Annotated in this window: 17 protein-coding genes; 6 read left to right on the forward strand and 11 right to left on the reverse strand. The window is 70.8% G+C overall.

Annotated features, from left to right (window positions below; genetic code table 11):
• Positions 1-30: 30 nt before the first annotated feature.
• Both LSF15_RS00305 and LSF15_RS00310 read left to right on the forward strand, forming a co-directional pair.
• Positions 31-453, forward strand: coding sequence for an OsmC family peroxiredoxin (locus LSF15_RS00305; protein WP_232496533.1), 423 nt, complete (start codon positions 31-33; stop codon positions 451-453).
• 2 nt (positions 454-455) lie between these two features.
• Positions 456-1361: a TIGR01777 family oxidoreductase gene (locus LSF15_RS00310; RefSeq protein ID WP_232496534.1), complete on the forward strand. Its 906-nt coding sequence runs from the start codon at positions 456-458 to the stop codon at positions 1359-1361.
• Positions 1362-1395: 34 nt separating this feature from the next.
• Here LSF15_RS00310 and LSF15_RS00315 read toward each other — a convergent pair whose 3' ends face one another.
• Together LSF15_RS00315 and dapB are read right to left on the reverse strand one after the other, a co-directional pair.
• Entirely contained in the window at positions 1396-1836 is a 441-nt protein-coding gene (locus LSF15_RS00315; RefSeq protein WP_232496535.1) for a hypothetical protein, read from the reverse strand.
• Complete coding sequence (dapB, locus tag LSF15_RS00320) at positions 1833-2585, reverse strand: 4-hydroxy-tetrahydrodipicolinate reductase (RefSeq protein WP_232496536.1); 753 nt, start codon at positions 2583-2585, stop codon at positions 1833-1835. Before dapB ends, LSF15_RS00315 begins: the two co-directional genes overlap by 4 nt.
• 77 nt (positions 2586-2662) lie before the next feature.
• On the opposite strand from dapB, the gene LSF15_RS00325 reads away from it, so the two are divergent.
• Positions 2663-3142, forward strand: a complete 480-nt coding sequence (locus LSF15_RS00325; protein WP_232496537.1) for a GNAT family N-acetyltransferase — start codon at positions 2663-2665, stop codon at positions 3140-3142.
• 7 nt (positions 3143-3149) lie between these two features.
• On the opposite strand, the gene LSF15_RS00330 is transcribed toward LSF15_RS00325, so the two are convergent.
• The 8 genes from LSF15_RS00330 to LSF15_RS00365 form a co-directional block, all read right to left on the reverse strand.
• Positions 3150-3752 carry a histidine phosphatase family protein gene (locus LSF15_RS00330; RefSeq protein ID WP_232496538.1) on the reverse strand — a complete coding sequence of 201 codons (603 nt, stop codon included), beginning with the start codon at positions 3750-3752 and terminating at the stop codon, positions 3150-3152.
• 33 nt (positions 3753-3785) lie between these two features.
• Positions 3786-5171, reverse strand: coding sequence for a M16 family metallopeptidase (locus LSF15_RS00335; RefSeq protein ID WP_232496539.1), 1386 nt, complete (start codon positions 5169-5171; stop codon positions 3786-3788).
• Between the two features lie 75 nt (positions 5172-5246).
• Positions 5247-6347: an aldo/keto reductase gene (locus LSF15_RS00340; protein WP_232496540.1), complete on the reverse strand. Its 1101-nt coding sequence runs from the start codon at positions 6345-6347 to the stop codon at positions 5247-5249.
• A gap of 161 nt (positions 6348-6508) precedes the next feature.
• Positions 6509-7321, reverse strand: a complete 813-nt coding sequence (locus tag LSF15_RS00345; protein ID WP_232496541.1) for an HpcH/HpaI aldolase/citrate lyase family protein — start codon at positions 7319-7321, stop codon at positions 6509-6511.
• A complete protein-coding gene (locus LSF15_RS00350) occupies positions 7318-7881 on the reverse strand; it encodes a MaoC family dehydratase (protein WP_232496542.1) in 564 nt (187 codons plus the stop codon). The genes LSF15_RS00345 and LSF15_RS00350 overlap by 4 nt, the downstream gene beginning before the upstream one ends.
• A 10-nt stretch (positions 7882-7891) precedes the next feature.
• Positions 7892-9052 carry an acyl-CoA dehydrogenase family protein gene (locus LSF15_RS00355; protein ID WP_232496543.1) on the reverse strand — a complete coding sequence of 387 codons (1161 nt, stop codon included), beginning with the start codon at positions 9050-9052 and terminating at the stop codon, positions 7892-7894.
• An 8-nt stretch (positions 9053-9060) separates the two neighbouring features.
• Positions 9061-11163 carry an acetyl/propionyl/methylcrotonyl-CoA carboxylase subunit alpha gene (locus tag LSF15_RS00360; RefSeq protein ID WP_232496544.1) on the reverse strand — a complete coding sequence of 701 codons (2103 nt, stop codon included), beginning with the start codon at positions 11161-11163 and terminating at the stop codon, positions 9061-9063.
• 103 nt (positions 11164-11266) lie between these two features.
• Positions 11267-11833, reverse strand: coding sequence for a TetR/AcrR family transcriptional regulator (locus tag LSF15_RS00365; protein WP_232496545.1), 567 nt, complete (start codon positions 11831-11833; stop codon positions 11267-11269).
• Positions 11834-11936: 103 nt separating this feature from the next.
• Between LSF15_RS00365 and LSF15_RS00370 the strand changes: the two genes are divergently transcribed.
• A complete protein-coding gene (locus LSF15_RS00370; protein WP_232496546.1) occupies positions 11937-12662 on the forward strand; it encodes an MBL fold metallo-hydrolase in 726 nt (241 codons plus the stop codon).
• A gap of 94 nt (positions 12663-12756) precedes the next feature.
• Here the strand turns inward: LSF15_RS00370 and LSF15_RS00375 are convergent, their stop codons facing one another.
• Complete coding sequence (locus tag LSF15_RS00375) at positions 12757-14364, reverse strand: carboxyl transferase domain-containing protein (RefSeq protein WP_232496547.1); 1608 nt, start codon at positions 14362-14364, stop codon at positions 12757-12759.
• A 106-nt stretch (positions 14365-14470) separates the two neighbouring features.
• Between LSF15_RS00375 and LSF15_RS00380 the strand changes: the two genes are divergently transcribed.
• Together LSF15_RS00380 and LSF15_RS00385 are read left to right on the forward strand one after the other, a co-directional pair.
• Complete coding sequence (locus LSF15_RS00380) at positions 14471-15100, forward strand: TetR/AcrR family transcriptional regulator (protein WP_232496548.1); 630 nt, start codon at positions 14471-14473, stop codon at positions 15098-15100.
• Positions 15079-15561 (forward strand): GNAT family N-acetyltransferase, encoded by a 483-nt coding sequence (locus LSF15_RS00385; protein ID WP_232496549.1) that lies wholly within the window; start codon positions 15079-15081, stop codon positions 15559-15561. Before LSF15_RS00380 ends, LSF15_RS00385 begins: the two co-directional genes overlap by 22 nt.
• Positions 15562-15628: the final 67 nt, after the last annotated feature.

A 15628-nucleotide genomic window follows, 5' to 3' on the forward strand; every position in this document is an offset into this window, starting at 1 on the left:
CTGGGAGTCCGTCTCGAAGTGGAGGATCCCATGGCGCTCACGAGTGAATCGACCACGATCTGGAAGGGCACGCTCTTCGAAGGGTCCGGCGATGTCGCCCTCGACTCGTCGGGGCTCGCGACCTTCCCGGTGAACTGGACGGCTCGCGCAGAGGGCGTGGCGAACATGACCAATCCCGAGGAGTTGCTCGCCGCGGCGCACTCGTCGTGCTTCTCGATGGCGCTCTCGCTCGCACTCGCGCAGGCGGGCAACCCGGCCGAGAGCATCCAGACCACTGCCGCCGTGACGTTCGAGGCGGGCAAGGGCGTGCTCGGCAGCCACCTGCTCGTGAGCGCTCGAGTGCCGGGCATCAGCGAGGCGGAGTTCGAGGCGTTCGCAGCAGACGCGAAAGACAACTGCCCGATCTCGAAGGCTCTCGGGATTCCGATCACGATCGAAGCAGAACTCGCCTGACCATGAGAGTGCTCGTCGCCGGGGCATCCGGATTCATCGGCGCCGAGCTGGTCGACCGACTCGCCGCCGCCCGACACGAGGTCGTGCGGCTCGTGCGGCGACGCGCACAGTCACCCGATGAGGTGTCGTGGTCGCCTGCCGCGGGCATCATCGACTTCACCCTGATGGACCGCGTCGACGCGGTCGTGAATCTCGCCGGCGCATCGCTCGCACGCATTCCCTGGACAACGGGTCACCGCCGCGAGATCCTCGATTCGCGCGTCAGCACGACGCGCACACTCGCCGATGCGATGCGCAAGGCACGGCGGGCACCCACCACCTTCATCAACGCGTCGGCGGTCGGGTACTACGGCGACCGGCCGGGCGAGCTGATCACCGAGTACTCCGGCGCGGGCACCGGGTTCCTCGCGGGGGTCGTCGAGAAGTGGGAGGCGGTGGCGCGGCTCGCTCCCGATGAGACGCGCACGGTGACCCTGCGCAGCGGCATCGTCGTCGGCCACGCGCACAGCCGCGGACACGGCGGAAGCCTGAAGCGGGTGGGCACGCTCACGAAGCTCGGCGTTTCCGGACGGCTGGGCACGGGCGGGCAGCACTGGCCCTGGATCGCCATCGCCGACGAGGTCGGTGCGATCATGCACCTGCTCGAGTCGAACATGTCGGGACCGGTCAACCTCGCCGGCCCCACCCCCGCCACCGCCGACCGCGTCATGACGGCGATGGCCGAGCGCATGCACCGGCCGCACGTCTTCAGCGTTCCCGAGAAGCTGCTCGAGCTCGTGCTCGGTCAGGCGGCCGATGAGCTGCTGCTCTCGAGTCAGAAGGTGCGGCCCCAGCGGCTCCTCGACGACGGCTATCGCTTCGAGCATGCGACGGTCGAGACGGCCCTCGACGCGATGCTCGGTCGGTAGCTCGACAGCCGGCGCCGCTTCGGCGCACGACGACTCAGCGCTGTGCGCGATCGAGTTCGATGGCGCGTCTGACGGCCTGACGTGCGCGTCGACGATCACCGGCCGCATCGTATGCCAGCCCCAGCCGCAACCATGCCCGCCACGAGTCGGGCGCGGCCTCGGCCTCGGCTCGAAACCCGTTGAAGGCGGCGTCGGCGGCGGCCCGCTCGGGTCGGCCGCTGGGACGCAGCGGCAACCCGAGCTCGAGTCCGCCCTCGGCCTCGAGTCGTTTCACGAGCGCCTGCGAGCGGATGCCGAACGCGAGTTCGCGCCAGAGTGCCCATGCCGCGATGATCGGCAGCACGATGAGGGCGATGCCGATGCCGATCGCGATGGGCTCGCCGGTGCCGATGAACTGCACCGCGCGCCAGCCCACGAGCACGACGTAGACGACGAGTAGCGCAGCCATGATGAGCGCGCCGGTCCTCGTGGTCATCGGATCGTGCCCGGCAACCCGAGGTCGAGCAGAGCGTCGAGGCCGACGGTGACGCCCGACACCTCGGTCGCGCGTCGCAGCGCGAGCAGGATGCCGGCCTCGTACGAGCTCGGCGACAGGGTCGAGTGCGTGAAGGTGAGGGTCTCGCCGTCGCCGCCGAGGATGACGCGCTGCTCGGCCAGCACTCCCGACATGCGCAGGCTGTGCACGGGGATGCCCGAGACGAGCTGCCCGCGTGCGCGCTGGTCGGCGTGCGGCGCGGCGACCGGCCCGGCAACGCCGCGACCTTCGCCGATGAGCTCGGCGGTGCGCACCGCAGTACCCGACGGCGAGTCGACCTTGCCGGCATGGTGCGCCTCGACGATCTCGATCGAGTCGAAGTAGGGGGCGGCGAGCGCGGCGAACGACGAGGCGAGCACGCTGCCGATCGAGAAGTTCGGCACGAAGACGACTGCGCCCGCGTCGTCGTGACCGCGCACGAACTGGGTGATCTCAGCGATGCGATCGCTCGACCAGCCCGAGGTGCCGACCACGATCGGGATGCCCGCGCCGGCGGCGAACTCGACGATGGCAGCACTCGCACCGGGGTGGGTGACGTCGAAGGCGACATCGGCGCCGAGCATCTCGTCGAGACTCGACCGCGAGTCGAGCGCCGCGTGCAGTTCGAGGTCGTCGGCCTCGTCGATGAGTCGTATCGCCAGTTGCCCCATCTTGCCGGTGGCCCCGGCCACGGCGACCCGTTTCGTCACGCCTTCACCCTAGCAAGCGGCATCCGACCGATCGGATGTCGCGGGGTGCGCCCGTGGCCGCATCGTAGGCTGATCGCATGCTGCGTTTCCGCCCGGCCGACGTGACCGACCCCGATGCCACCGCACTGCTCGACGCGTACTTCGCCGAGCGCGCGGCCGGATTTCCGGTCGAGCAGGGCCGGTACAGCCCGACGTGGCCGAGTGCCGAGCAGTTCACGCCGCCGGCCGGCGTGTTCCTCGTGGTCGAGAACGATGAGGGCGAGCCGGTCGGCTGCGGCGGAGTGCGACGCATCCAGCAGCGCCCGGAGACGCTCGAGGTGCGGTTCGAGGTGAAGCACCTGTGGCTCGCGCCGGCGGCAAGGGGCCAGGGCGGCGGGCGTCGCCTGCTCGACGAGCTCGAACGTCGTGCGATCGAGTTCGGCGCGCAGGAACTCGTGCTCGACACGAACGCGAGCCTCGAAGCCGCCGGCGGGCTCTACCAGTCGGCCGGGTACGCGCCGATCGAGCCCTACAACGACAACCCGAACGCGACGAACTGGTACGGCAAGCGGGTGTAGCGCCCCGTCAGATCGAGTAGGGCTCGGGAAGGCCGGTGCGCAGCTCGGGCGGCAGGTGCGCGAGATCGTTGTGCACCACGAGGCTCCACGGACGCCCGGGCTTCTGCGTGAGCACGGTGAGACCGCAGTTCGCCTGGTTGATCGACACCCAGCGCCAGTCGGGCGCCCCGAGCACTTCGCGCACGAACCACGCGATCACGAAGTTGTGGGTGATGAGCAACTCGTGCCGGTCTTCGCGATGCGAGCGCAGGAACTCGTCGACGGCATCGACCATCTGGGCGCTGCCGGCCTCGATCTCCTCTTCAGTGACCGAGCCGAAGAAGGGATCGTAGACCTTCGGCGTCTCGGGGGCGGGCCCCGACGGGATGCAGTCGAAGAGCAACGCCGACGGCTGGGGGTTCAGCGCCGGCATTTTCGCCGCGATGATCGCCGCGGTCTCGGCGGCACGCTGCAGGGGCGAGTGCCAGGCGTGGTCGAACGGGATGCCGCCGAGCCGTTCGGCGAGGAGCTCGGCCTGCCGGCGGCCGCGCGGCGAGAGCGGCCCGTCGGGCATGCCGTGCTCGGCGTCGATCTGCTCGCCGTGTCGCACGAGGTAGAGATGGTGGGCCACTGGGTATCGTCTCCTGTACTCGTGTCGGGTCGCTCAGGCGACGTCGATGCTCGGCGCGATGCGGTCGACTGCACCGGTGAAGGCCGCCTCGTCGGTCGCCCCGACGGCGACGAGCGAGAAGGGCCTCGCGACGAGGTCGGCCGCGAGCGCCTGAACGTCGTCGACCGTGACGAGTGCGATGCGCCGCAGGGCCTCATCGAGGTCGGCGAACTCGCCGAGGGTCAGTTCGGCACGGCCGAGCCGTGACATGCGGGTGTCGGAGTCTTCGAGCGCGAGCGCCGAAGCGCCGGCGAGCTGCCCGGCCGCGCGGCGCAGTTCGTCGGCGGTGACGCCGTCGCTCGCGAGCCGTTGCAGTTCGTCGCGCATGAGTTCGGCGACGGTGCCCGCCTTGGCCGGCGCGCACCCCGCGTACATGCCGAAGAGTCCCGCATCGGAGTACGCGGGTGCGAACGAGTACACGGCGTAGGCGAGGCCGCGGCGCTCGCGGACCTGCTGGAACAGTCGTGACGACATGCCCGAACCGAAGATGGCGTTGAGCATGCTCATCGTCGAGCGGCGGTCGTCGGTCGCCACGAGACCGGGCACGCCGAGCAGCAGATTCACCTGCTCGGTGGGCCGTTCGACGACCGTGAGCGGATTCCCCGCCGCGAGGTTCGCCGCGAGCGCCGGCCGGCGCTCGACCGGTGCCGCGGCGACCGTGAGGTCCCAGCCGGCCGTGCCGAGGGCGCGCTCGAGCTCGACGACGAGCGCGTCGTGGTCGACGGCGCCGGCGACGCTCACCACGAGGTCTTGCGGGCGGTAGTTGGCGCGGTAGTGCTCGGCCACGGCCGCGCGGGTCGCCGCCCGGATGGTGTCGGGGTTGCCGCCGATCGGTCGGCCGAGCGGGTGCTCGCCGAGCACGGCTTCGAAGAACCGCTCGTTGGCGACGTCGGCGGGGTCGTCGCCGGCCATCGAGAGCTCTTCGAGGATGACCCCGCGCTCGTTCTCGAACTCGGTGGCGTCGAGCAGCGACGAGGTGAACATGTCGGCCAGCACGGCCACGGCCATCGGCAGGTCGCGATCCTGCACCTTGGCGTAGTAGCAGGTGTACTCCTTGGCGGTGAGCGCATTGTGCTCGCCACCCACCGAGTCGAACGAGATCGCGATGTCGAGCGCCGTTCGGGAGGGCGTTCCCTTGAACAGCAGGTGCTCGAGGAAGTGAGTCGACCCGTAGCTCGCGGAGTGAGCCGCGTCGGCCCCCTGCTCGTCGCGAGACCCGACCGCGACCCAGAACCCGATGGTGACGCTTCGGCTGCCCGGCACCTGCTCGCTCAGCACGCGGACGCCCGACGGGAGGATGCTTCGCCGTACGCGGGCACCGCCGGTGGCCTCGAACGAGAGCTCGGACAGGCCGAGTGGGAGGTCGACGGCGCCGTTCATCCCGCCCAGCCTATGCCACACGCTGGGTGCGGGCGAGGTTCGCACCGCCGTGCGGCGGGTCGCTCGCCCGATGGGTCAGGCCGAGGCGCGATCGAGTTCGACGAGTTCGGAACGCTGCAGCTCGATATCGGCCGCACCCATGAGCGCCTCGACCTGCTCAGCACGCGTCGCGCTGACCACCGGTGCGGTGACCGTGGGCTTGGCGAGCAGCCAGGCGAGGGCGATCGTGGCGGGCTGCACGCCGTGGGCGAACGCGACGGCGTCGAGCGCGGCGAGCACGCGGTGGCCGCGACGACCGAGGTGCGCGGCCTGCCGTGCGCCGCGGGCGTCGTGCCTCGCGTCGGAGCGGCGGCGTACGCCGCCTCCGAGGAATCCGTTCGCGAGCGCGAAGTACGGCAGGACCGAGAGTCCCTGCGCATGCGCGACGAGTTCTGGGGCACCCTCGAACGTTCGCCGATCGAGGAGGTTGTACTTCGTGGTGAGCGCCTCGAGGCGGGGCAGGCCGTTCGCGGCGAGCACGCGGGCCTCGATGAGCCGTTCGGGTGAGAAGTCGGAGGCGCCGATCGCTCGCACCTTTCCGGCGGCGATGAGGGCATCGACCGCGCCGAGGCGCTCTTCGAGCGGGATCTCGAGGTCGTCGTCGTGGAAGCACAGCAGGTCGATGCGGTCGACGTCGAGACGGCGCAGCGAGTCGTCGACGGCGGCGACGAGGTCGACACGACCTCGCGCGCGATGATCGGGGTGTCGGCCGACCCTGGTGGAGACGACCATGCGGTCGCGGGTGCCACGTGAAGCCATCCACGCTCCGATGATGGACTCGCTGCGCCCCCCGGCGAAGCTGTCGGCGGTGTCGATGATCGCACCACCGGTGCCGGCGTACCGGTCGAGCACGGCGAACGCCGCTTCGGGGTCGACGGTCCACCCGAACGTCGAACCACCGAGTGCGAGGGGGTGCCCCGAGAGGCCGGTGTCGCCGATCGTGACGCGCCGCGGCACCGTGATCGGACCCGAGAGCGGGTTCGACGTGATCGTCTCGATACGGTGTTCGGCCGTGTCGGTCGCGGTGCCCTCGACCTCGTCGTCGAGTGGACTCAGCGTCGTCGCGCGCCCGCGTTGCGTGTACGTCGCCCCCGCAACGCTCGCCGCATGGCCCTGCATGCTGTGTCGTCGAGCCACTCTGCTCCTCCTCCCCAGGATTTGGATATCGAGGATAAGCACGGTGCGACGCACTGCTGAACCAAACTCCGGAAATCCGAGTGAACCGTTACCGAATCGTTTCGGCAGGCGGGCTCACGCGCTTCTTCGAGCGATCGAGCGAGCGGATGTCGCGACGCGCGTCACCCCGCCCGGCGCACGAGCGCCTCTGCCTGACGCAGCACGGGCGCGTCGACCATCTCGCCGCGGAACGCGAACACGCCGGCCTCGGTCGCGGCCGCCTCGAGCACTGCCTGAGCCCAGGCGAGGCGTTCGGGATCGGGGCGGTACCCCTCGCGCACGACCTCGACCTGCGACGGATGGATGCACGCGGTCGCGGCGAACCCGAGCGCCGCGGCGTCGTCGACCTCGGCGCGAAGCCCGTCGAGATCGGCGATCTCGAGGTGCACCGCATCGATCGCGGCGATGCCGTTCGCGGCCGTCGCGAGGCGCACCTGTGACCTGGCATGCCTCGCGACGTCACGATAGCGCCCGTCGTCGAATCGGCTGGATGAGCCGCCGAGCGACGCCACGAGATCCTCGGCCCCCCACATGAGCGCCGAGACGTTCGGGACGTCGGCGATTTCGGCCGCAGCGAGGACCCCGCGTGCGGTCTCGCAGAGGGCGATCACCTCGTAGTCGACGAGTCCGACGAGATCGGCCGTGCCCTCGCACTTCGCGAGCATCACCGTGCGGTACGGCGTCTCGGCGAGCGCCGCGAGATCAGCCTCGTGGTGCGGCCCGTCGGCCGGGTTCACGCGAACGATCACGCGTTCGGGGTCGATCGCCGTGGTGAGCAGCGCGATCCGCGCGGCGTGCTTCGCATCGTCGGCGACGGCGTCTTCGAGGTCGAGGATCACGGCATCGGCTCGCGCGGCGGCTTTCGCGAACCGGTCGGGCCGGTCGGCGGGGCAGAAGAGCAGCGCGGGGCCGAAGCGGAACGCGGGGTGGGTCATCCGCTGGTCTCCTCGCCTTCGCGAGCGGCAGCGGCAGCCGCAGCGGCAGCCGCCTGCCGTTCGCCAGCCTCGCGCAGCCAGACGAGCATCGTGCGCGACGCCGTCGCGACGACGACGCCGTCTTGATTGCGCGCCGTGTGCGCGAGCGTCACGACGCCCTGGCCGGCGCGCGACGCCGACTCGCGCTTGGACTCGACGACGCTCTCGCCGTAGAGCGTGTCGCCGACGAACACCGGGTGCGGGAACGCGACGGCTCCGAAGCCGAGGTTCGCCACGAGCGTGCCCTGGGTGAGCTGGCCGACCGACTGGCCGACGAGCGTCGAGAGGGTGAACAGCGAGTTCACGAGCGGCTGCCCGAACGGTTGCGTGGCCGACCATGCCGCGTCGAGGTGCAGCGGCTGCGGGTTCATCGTCAGCGTCGTGAACAGGACGTTGTCGGCCTCGGTGACCGTGCGCCCCGGGCGGTGCAGATAGCGAACGCCCTCCTCGAACTCCTCGAACCAGAGCCCGCGCTGCACGACCTCGCGCAGCGGCGCCTGTTCACTCGAGGCATCCGTCATGGTGAACCTCCTAGCCGATGCCCAGCTCTCGTGCGATGACCATGAGCTGCACCTCGTTCGTGCCCTCGCCGATCTCGAGGATCTTCGAGTCACGGTAGTGCCTCGCGACGAGGCTCTCGTTCATGAAGCCCATGCCGCCGAAGATCTGGGTCGCGTCGCGGGAGTTGAGCATGGCGGCGTCGCTCGAGACGAGCTTCGCCATCGCGGCCTCCTTCTTGAACGGCAGGCCCGCATCGACCCGGCGGGCCGCGTCGTGCCAGGCGAGGCGTGCGGTGTAGACCCGGGCCTGCATCTGGGCGATCGTGAAGGCGACGTACTGGTGCGACGCGATCGGCACGCCGAAGACGTTGCGGGTCTTGGCGTAGCTCAGCGCCTCGTCGAGGCAGCCCTGGGCGACGCCGGTTGCCAGCGCGGCGATGGCGATGCGCCCCTCGTCGAGCGTGCGCAGGAAGTTGGCGAAGCCGCGGCCCCGTTCGCCGAGCAGGTTGGCGGCCGGCACGCGCACGTCGTCGAACGTGAGCGGATGGGTGTCGGAGGCGCGCCAGCCCGACTTGTCGTAGCCCGGTGCCACGGTGAACCCGGGAGTGCCGTTCGGCACGATGATCGTCGAGAGCTCCTTCGAGACCGAGCCGTCGGGGCGCTCGCGCTCACCGGTCACCGCCGTGACCGTGACGAACTTCGTGATCGGCGTGCCCGAGTTGGTGATGAACTGCTTCGAGCCGTTGATGACCCACTCGTCGCCGTCGAGCACGGCCGTCGTGCGGGTCGCGCCGGCGTCGGAGCCGGCCTCGGACTCGGTCAGGCCGAATCCGGCGAGCGCGCGCCCGGCGACGAGGTCGGGAAGGTGCTCGGCCTTCTGCTCGTCGGTGCCGTGACGGTAGATCGGCATGGCACCCAGGCCGACGGCCGCCTCGAGGGTGATCGCGATCGACTGGTCGACACGGGCGAGGGCCTCGATCGCGAGGCACAGCGCCAGGTAATCGCCGCCCTGACCGCCGACCTCTTCAGGGAACGGCAGGCCGAAGAGCCCGAGCTCGCCCATCTGCGCGACGACGTCCATGGAGAGCGTGTGGGTGCGGTCGGCCTCGTACGACTGCGGGGCGACGACGGTGTCGGCGAACTCGCACACCATGTCGTACAGCTGCTGTTCCTCGGGGCTCAGGTCGTGCATGGTGCTCCTCATTCCTGGTCGGATGCATGCGCGACGGCGCTCTCGTGAGGGCCGTCGGAGGGGGCGGATTTCGGGTCGGATTTCGGGTCGGATGTCGCGGGGTGCGGCTCGATGCGCGCGACCGCCTGGTCGCGGCCGACGAGGTCGCCCACGGCGACGGCGAGCCGCACCGTGCCGTCGAGGGCTGCGACGACGCGGTGCTCCATCTTCATCGCCTCGATGGCGACGATGGCGTCGCCCGCCTCGACGGAGTCGCCGTTCTCGGCGAATACCGCGGTGACGGTTCCGGGCATGGGCGCGCGAAGTTCGGGATCGGCGGCGAGTCCGCCGCGTTCGGTCGCCGCGCGACGCCGCTCGGCGTGGGTGCGACGGTCGATGCGCACGAAGGCGGCCGAGGCGCCGTCGTGGTGCACCCAGACGGCGCCGTCGTCGTCGACGCGGACGATCGCATCGTCGACGCCGTCGAGTGCGTCGGCTGCCGGGCCGTCGGCTGCGGCTGCGACCGTGCGCAACTCATGCGGATGGTCGCGGGGGGCGAGCAGCACGTCGGTCGGGTGCACGGCTCCCGGGCGCCAGCCCGTGGCCGACTGCCAGGCCGTCGGACCGGCGATGCGCCCCGCGAGCCGCTCGTCGGCGCCGTCGCGAACGAACCGGCGTGCCGCCGCCTCGATGAGCGCGGGCACCGGCTCGGCGACATGCGCCTCGGGCATGCGGTCGATGAGCCCGGTGTCGAGGTCGCCCGACTGCACCTCCGGTTCGGCGAGCAGACGCCTCAGGAAGGCGATGTTCGTGTCGACCCCGAGCACGACGGTGTCGGCGAGGGCGCCGTCGAGACGCTCGAGCGCCTGCGAGCGATCAGAGCCGTACGAGATCACCTTGGCGATCATCGGGTCGTAGAAGGCGGTGATCTGCTGGCCCTCGCGGATGCCCGCGTCGACCCGCACGCCCTCGCCCTCGGGTGCCCGCCATGCGAGCACCGGCCCCGTCGACGGGAGGAACCCGCGGTGCGGAGTCTCGGCATAGACCCGCGCCTCGATGGCGTGCCCCTCGAGGCGCACCTGCTCTTGGGTGAACGCGAGCGGCTCGCCCGCGGCGATGCGCAGCTGCTGCTCGACGAGGTCGACGCCGGTCACGAGCTCGGTCACGGGGTGCTCGACCTGCAGTCGGGTGTTCATCTCGATGAAGAAGAACTCGTCGGGTGCGGCATCGGACACGAGGAACTCGACCGTGCCCGCGCCGAGGTAGCCGACGCTGCGGGCGGCATCGCAGGCCGCCGCGCCGATGCGCGCGCGCGTCGATGCGTCGAGCAGTGGTGAGGGCGCCTCTTCGATGACCTTCTGGTGACGCCGCTGCAGTGAGCATTCGCGTTCGCCGAGGTGCACGACGGCGCCCGCCGCATCGGCGAGGACCTGCACCTCGATGTGGCGGGGGCGTTCGATCAGACGTTCGAGCAGCAGCGTGTCGTCGCCGAACGCGGCACTGGCCACGCGGCGTGCGGTGGCGAGCGCCGCAGTCAGCTCGGCCGATGCGCGCACGACCTGCATGCCCTTGCCCCCGCCGCCCGCCGAGGGCTTGACGAGCAGCGGGAACCCGACCGTATCGGCGGCGGCGACGAGCGCGGCGTCATCGAGCGTCGGGTCGGCGATTCCGGGCACGATCGGCACACCGGATGCCGCGACGTGCAGCTTGGCCCGGATCTTGTCGCCCATCACGTCGAGGGCTTCGTCGCCCGGTCCGACGAAGACGATGCCCGCCTGACGGCAGGCGCGGGCGAAGCCCGCGTGCTCGGAGAGGAACCCGTACCCGGGGTGCACCGCCTGTGCGCCGGTGGCTCGGGCCGCGTCGACGATGCGGGCGGGGTCGAGGTAGCTCTCGGTCGCGGGGGCCGGGCCGATGCGCACGGCCTCGTCGGCGAGGAGCACGTGCGGGGCGTCGGCGTCGGCGTCGGAGTGCACCGCGATCGAGTGGATGCCGAGGCGGCGCAGCGTGCGGATGACTCGCACGGCGATCTCGCCGCGGTTGGCGACGAGCACCCGATCGAAGGGGCGCCGGGCGTGGTCGTCACCGGCGCTCAGTCGCGCGGGATCGGGTGTGCTCGTGAGCGTGACCATTCGCGCGCCTCTCTGCCGCTCGCGCGCCACACAGTTAGCGCGCACTAACTGGAATCATGTTAGTGGTGACTAACTGAAACCACAAGCGGTCGATGGCGGCCGGTCAGGAGGGACGTTCAGCCAGCGCGTCGGCGAGGCGATGGACCCCGTACTCGAACGCTCGCTCGACATCGCCGCCGAGGCGGAAGGCGCCGGCCAGCTCCATGCTCACGAAGCCGTTCGCCCAGGCCGTCAGCGTGCGGGCCGAGTCGAGCGCATGCTCGGGACCCGACAACTCGGCCGCGACCTCGAGCATCGACGCGCTCGCCTGCTGGAGCGCGTCGAGGTCGATCGGGAGGTCTCTGCCCGGAGTGAACAACAGACCGAATGCCGCCGGGCGCTCGTGCGCGAAGCCGCGGAAGGTGCGCGCGAGCACCATGAGCCGCTCACGAGCATCAGCGGCGCTTGCCGCCGCGGCGTCGAGTCGCTCGCCCAGTTCACGCGCGGCCGCCTCGGCGACCCGCGCGACGAGCTCGGCTCGGTTGCGCACGCGTTTGTAGAGGGAGGGCGCCCGCACCCCGACACGGGTCGCGACGGCCTGCATCGTAAGGCCGGCGAGCCCCTCGGATTCAAGGAGCGCGCGACCCGCCGCGACGATCTCGTCGAGTGAGGTGCGGTCAGGTGTCGGCATGGGTCCCCCCGGGGTCGGAACTCGTGTTGGCTATTGACAATAGCCATGATGGCTATGTATATTAGCCATCATACCCACCACAAGCGACGAAGGCGGAACACCGATGCAACTCGGCCCCTCCCTGCACCGAATCGGCAACGACATCGTCGCCGTGTACCTGGTCGACACCCCGGCCGGCATCACGCTCATCGACGCGGGCCTCGCGGGCCAGTGGCGCGACCTCACCGCCGAGCTGTCCGCGATGGGTCGCTCGATCGGCGACATCCGCGGGGTCGTGCTCACCCATGGCGACACCGACCACATCGGGTTCGCCGAGCGACTGCACCGCGACCATGCTGTCCCCGTGTACGTGCACGAGGCCGACGCGCCCCGCGCCCGCGGCGAGGAGTCGACCAAGCCCGAATGGGGCCGCATGAAGCTCGCCGCGACCGCGAAGTTCCTCTGGTACGCGCTCACCCACGGCGGCGTGCGCACCACGCACCTCACCGAGGTCGTCCCCGTGCGCGACGGCGACGTGCTCGATCTGCCCGGGGCACCGCGGGTCATCGGCATGCCCGGCCACTCCCCCGGCAGCATCGCGATCCACGTGCCCGTCGCCGACGCCGTGTTCGTCGGCGACGCGCTCACGACGCGGCACGTGCTCACCGGCGCGGCGGGCCCGCGGCCGGCTCCGTTCACCGACGACCCCGCCGAGGCACTCGCCTCGCTCGGCCGGCTCGAGGGCATCGAGGCCACGTGGGTGCTTCCCGGGCACGGCACGCCGTGGAATCGCGGGGTCGCCGAGGCCGTGCGCGAGGTCGCACGCGCGGCTGCGACATCCGATTCGTGAACTCGCACGGCATCTGCCGTCTCGAGCGCGCAGTCGTCGCCCTTGACACGGCGTCGACTGCGCTCTCGGCACGTCCGGCGGATCGCGGCGGTCGCTACATGCGGAAGAGGCCGAACGCAGGCTCTGGCAGCGGAGTGCGGCTCGCGAGCTCGAGCGCGAGAGCGAGCACGGTGCGGGTGTCGGCCGGATCGATGATGCCGTCGTCCCAGAGCCGCGCGGTCGAATGGTACGGGCTGCCCTGATCGTCGTACTGGGTGCGGATCGGGTCCTTGAACGCCTGCTCGGCCTCGCTCGACCACTCCTCGCCCTTGACGGCGAGCTGATCGCGCTTGACGGTCGCGAGCACCGACGCCGCCTGCTCGCCGCCCATCACCGAGATGCGGGCGTTCGGCCACATCCAGAGGAACCGCGGCGAATACGCCCGGCCGCACATCGAGTAGTTGCCGGCGCCGAACGACCCGCCGATGACGACCGTGAACTTCGGCACGCGGGTCGTGGCGACCGCGGTGACCATCTTCGCGCCGTGCTTGGCGATGCCGCCCGCCTCGGCGTCGCGGCCGACCATGAAGCCCGAGATGTTCTGCAGGAAGACGAGCGGGATGCCCCGCTGGTCGCACAGCTCGATGAAGTGCGCGCCCTTCATCGCCGACTCGCTGAAGAGCACCCCGTTGTTCGCGACGATGCCGACGGGGTGCCCGTCGATGTGGGCGAAGCCCGTGACGAGGGTGTCGCCGTAGTCGGGCTTGAACTCGGAGAACTCGCTGCCATCGACGAGCCGCGCGATGACCTCGCGCACGTCGTAGGGCTGCTGCACGTCGACGGGGACGGCGGCCGTGAGGTCGACAGGATCGACGGCCGGCGGTCGCGGCTCGCGCACGGCCCACGCTCGTGGCGCCGGCTCGGGCAGGGTCGCGACCATGTCGCGCACCAGCTCGAGGGCGTGCTCGTCGTCGTCGGCGAGGTGGTCGGTGACGCCCGAGACGCGTGAGTGGAGCTCGCCGCCGCCGAGCTCTTCGGGGGTGACGACCTCGCCGATCGCCGCCTTCACGAGCGGCGGCCCGCCGAGGAAGATCGTGCCCTGGTTGCGCACGATCACCGTCTCATCGCTCATCGCCGGCACATAGGCGCCGCCCGCGGTGCAGGAGCCGAGCACGGCCGCGAGCTGCGGGATGCGCATCGACGAGAGCTGCGCCTGGTTGAAGAAGATGCGGCCGAAGTGCTCGCGATCGGGGAACACCTCGTCTTGCAGCGGCAGGAACGCGCCGCCCGAGTCGACGAGGTACACGCACGGCAGCCGCTGCTCCTTCGCCACCTCCTGCGCGCGCAGGTGCTTCTTGACGGTCATCGGATAGTAGGTGCCGCCCTTGACCGTCGCGTCGTTGCAGACCACCATGACGGCGCGGCCGTGCACGAGTCCGACGCCCGTGATGATGCCGGCACCGGGTGAGTCGCCGCCGTAGAGTCCTTCGGCGGCGAGCGGGGCGACCTCGAGGAACGGACTGCCCTCGTCGAGCAGGCGCGCGACCCGGTCGCGCGGCAGCAGCTTGCCGCGCGCGACGTGGCGGTCGCGGGATGCCTCGGGCCCGCCGAGCGCCGCGGCGGCGAGCCTCGTGCGCAGCTCGGTGACGAGTTCGGCGTGGCCGGCGGCATTCGCCTGCGCCGCATCGCTCGCGGGATCGAGGTTCGAGTGGAGGATGGACATCTGCCCCGCCTGTCTGCGTCGACGGCGCGCTCCCACTTGTGGTCGGCGCGTGATTTCGGTTAGTGTGCACTAACTCGATTCCCGATGTTAGCGAGCAAGCACCGACATGGCAAGCGCACTCAACGCCCATGACGCCGACGGCGTTCCCACGCTCACCGAGCGCGGGCGCCAGAAGGCCGACCGCCGCGCAGCCATCCTCGAGTCCGCGGCGACCATGTTCGCCGAGCGCGGCTACGCGGGCGTCACGATCGAAGATCTGGGTTCAGCGGCCGGCGTGTCGGGGCCCGCGGTCTACCGGCACTTCCCCGGCAAGTCCGCGGTGCTCGCCGCCATCCTCTCCGACGCGAGCTCGACACTGCTGAGCGGCGCCGAGCGCGTCATCCTCACAACCCCCGACGCGGCATCCGCTCTTCGCTCGCTCATCGCCTTCCACGTCGACTTCGCCCTCGCCGAAGCCGACGTCATCCTCGTGCAGGACCGAGAGTTCGAACAGCTCGACGCCGGCACGAGACACGACGTGCGGCTCCTGCAGCGCCAGTACGTCGAACACTGGGTCGACACCCTCACGCGACTCCGGCCCGATCGGGCCGAGCAGGAGCTCAGGGTCCGGGCACACGCCGCCTTCGGACTGCTGAACTCCACTCCGCACAGCGCCCGCATCCCTGGGCGCAGACCCGCCGACGGCGTCGTCCGCGGCATCCTGGAGGAGATGGCATGGGCAAGCCTCATGTCGTGACCCTGCGCGCGACCCGCGCGGGCGATCTCGACGCACTGTTCCTGATCGAACAGGACGATGTGGCGGTGCAGATGGCCGCGTTCACGCCGCCCGATCCCACCGATCGGGCGATGTTCGACGCCCATTGGCATCGCCTGCTCTCCGACGCAGGCGTCGATGCCCGCACCATCAGGGCCGACGGCGACATCGTGGGCAGCGTCGCCCGCTGGGTCGACGAGGGCACCGCCGAGATCACCTACTGGGTCGACCGCGCGCACTGGGGCGAGGGCATCGCGACCCGCGCGATGAAGCTCTTCCTCGACACCCGCGACGAGCGACCGGTGCGCGCGCGCGTCGCCGCCGACAACGCGGGGTCGATCGCCGTGCTCGAGAAGCTCGGCTTCACGCTCGTCGGGGTCGAGGTGAGCTTCGCCAACGCGCGCGGCACCGAGATCGAAGAGCGCACCTACACGCTGACGTAGGCGACCGGGCCCCCAACGCCCCGCTGTGTCTCCCGTTCAGGGGATTCTCGCAACACGCCGACGACCG

Source organism: Agromyces humatus, assembly GCF_021228295.1.
Taxonomy (GTDB): Bacteria; Actinomycetota; Actinomycetes; order Actinomycetales; family Microbacteriaceae; genus Agromyces; species Agromyces humatus.

Excerpts from the sequence above, each read along its gene's own strand:
- LSF15_RS00355 (WP_232496543.1), bottom strand. The coding sequence starts at position 9,052 with ATGCACGACCTGAGCCCCGAGGAACAGCAGCTGTACGACATGGTGTGC.
- LSF15_RS00315 (WP_232496535.1), bottom strand. The coding sequence starts at position 1,836 with ATGACCACGAGGACCGGCGCGCTCATCATGGCTGCGCTACTCGTCGTC.
- LSF15_RS00345 (WP_232496541.1), bottom strand. The coding sequence starts at position 7,321 with ATGACCCACCCCGCGTTCCGCTTCGGCCCCGCGCTGCTCTTCTGCCCC.
- LSF15_RS00360 (WP_232496544.1), bottom strand. The coding sequence starts at position 11,163 with ATGGTCACGCTCACGAGCACACCCGATCCCGCGCGACTGAGCGCCGGT.
- LSF15_RS00380 (WP_232496548.1), top strand. The coding sequence starts at position 14,471 with ATGGCAAGCGCACTCAACGCCCATGACGCCGACGGCGTTCCCACGCTC.
- LSF15_RS00305 (WP_232496533.1), top strand. The coding sequence starts at position 31 with ATGGCGCTCACGAGTGAATCGACCACGATCTGGAAGGGCACGCTCTTC.
- LSF15_RS00310 (WP_232496534.1), top strand. The coding sequence starts at position 456 with ATGAGAGTGCTCGTCGCCGGGGCATCCGGATTCATCGGCGCCGAGCTG.
- LSF15_RS00385 (WP_232496549.1), top strand. The coding sequence starts at position 15,079 with ATGGGCAAGCCTCATGTCGTGACCCTGCGCGCGACCCGCGCGGGCGAT.
- LSF15_RS00375 (WP_232496547.1), bottom strand. The coding sequence starts at position 14,364 with ATGTCCATCCTCCACTCGAACCTCGATCCCGCGAGCGATGCGGCGCAG.
- LSF15_RS00335 (WP_232496539.1), bottom strand. The coding sequence starts at position 5,171 with ATGAACGGCGCCGTCGACCTCCCACTCGGCCTGTCCGAGCTCTCGTTC.
- LSF15_RS00350 (WP_232496542.1), bottom strand. The coding sequence starts at position 7,881 with ATGACGGATGCCTCGAGTGAACAGGCGCCGCTGCGCGAGGTCGTGCAG.
- LSF15_RS00365 (WP_232496545.1), bottom strand. The coding sequence starts at position 11,833 with ATGCCGACACCTGACCGCACCTCACTCGACGAGATCGTCGCGGCGGGT.
- LSF15_RS00325 (WP_232496537.1), top strand. The coding sequence starts at position 2,663 with ATGCTGCGTTTCCGCCCGGCCGACGTGACCGACCCCGATGCCACCGCA.
- LSF15_RS00370 (WP_232496546.1), top strand. The coding sequence starts at position 11,937 with ATGCAACTCGGCCCCTCCCTGCACCGAATCGGCAACGACATCGTCGCC.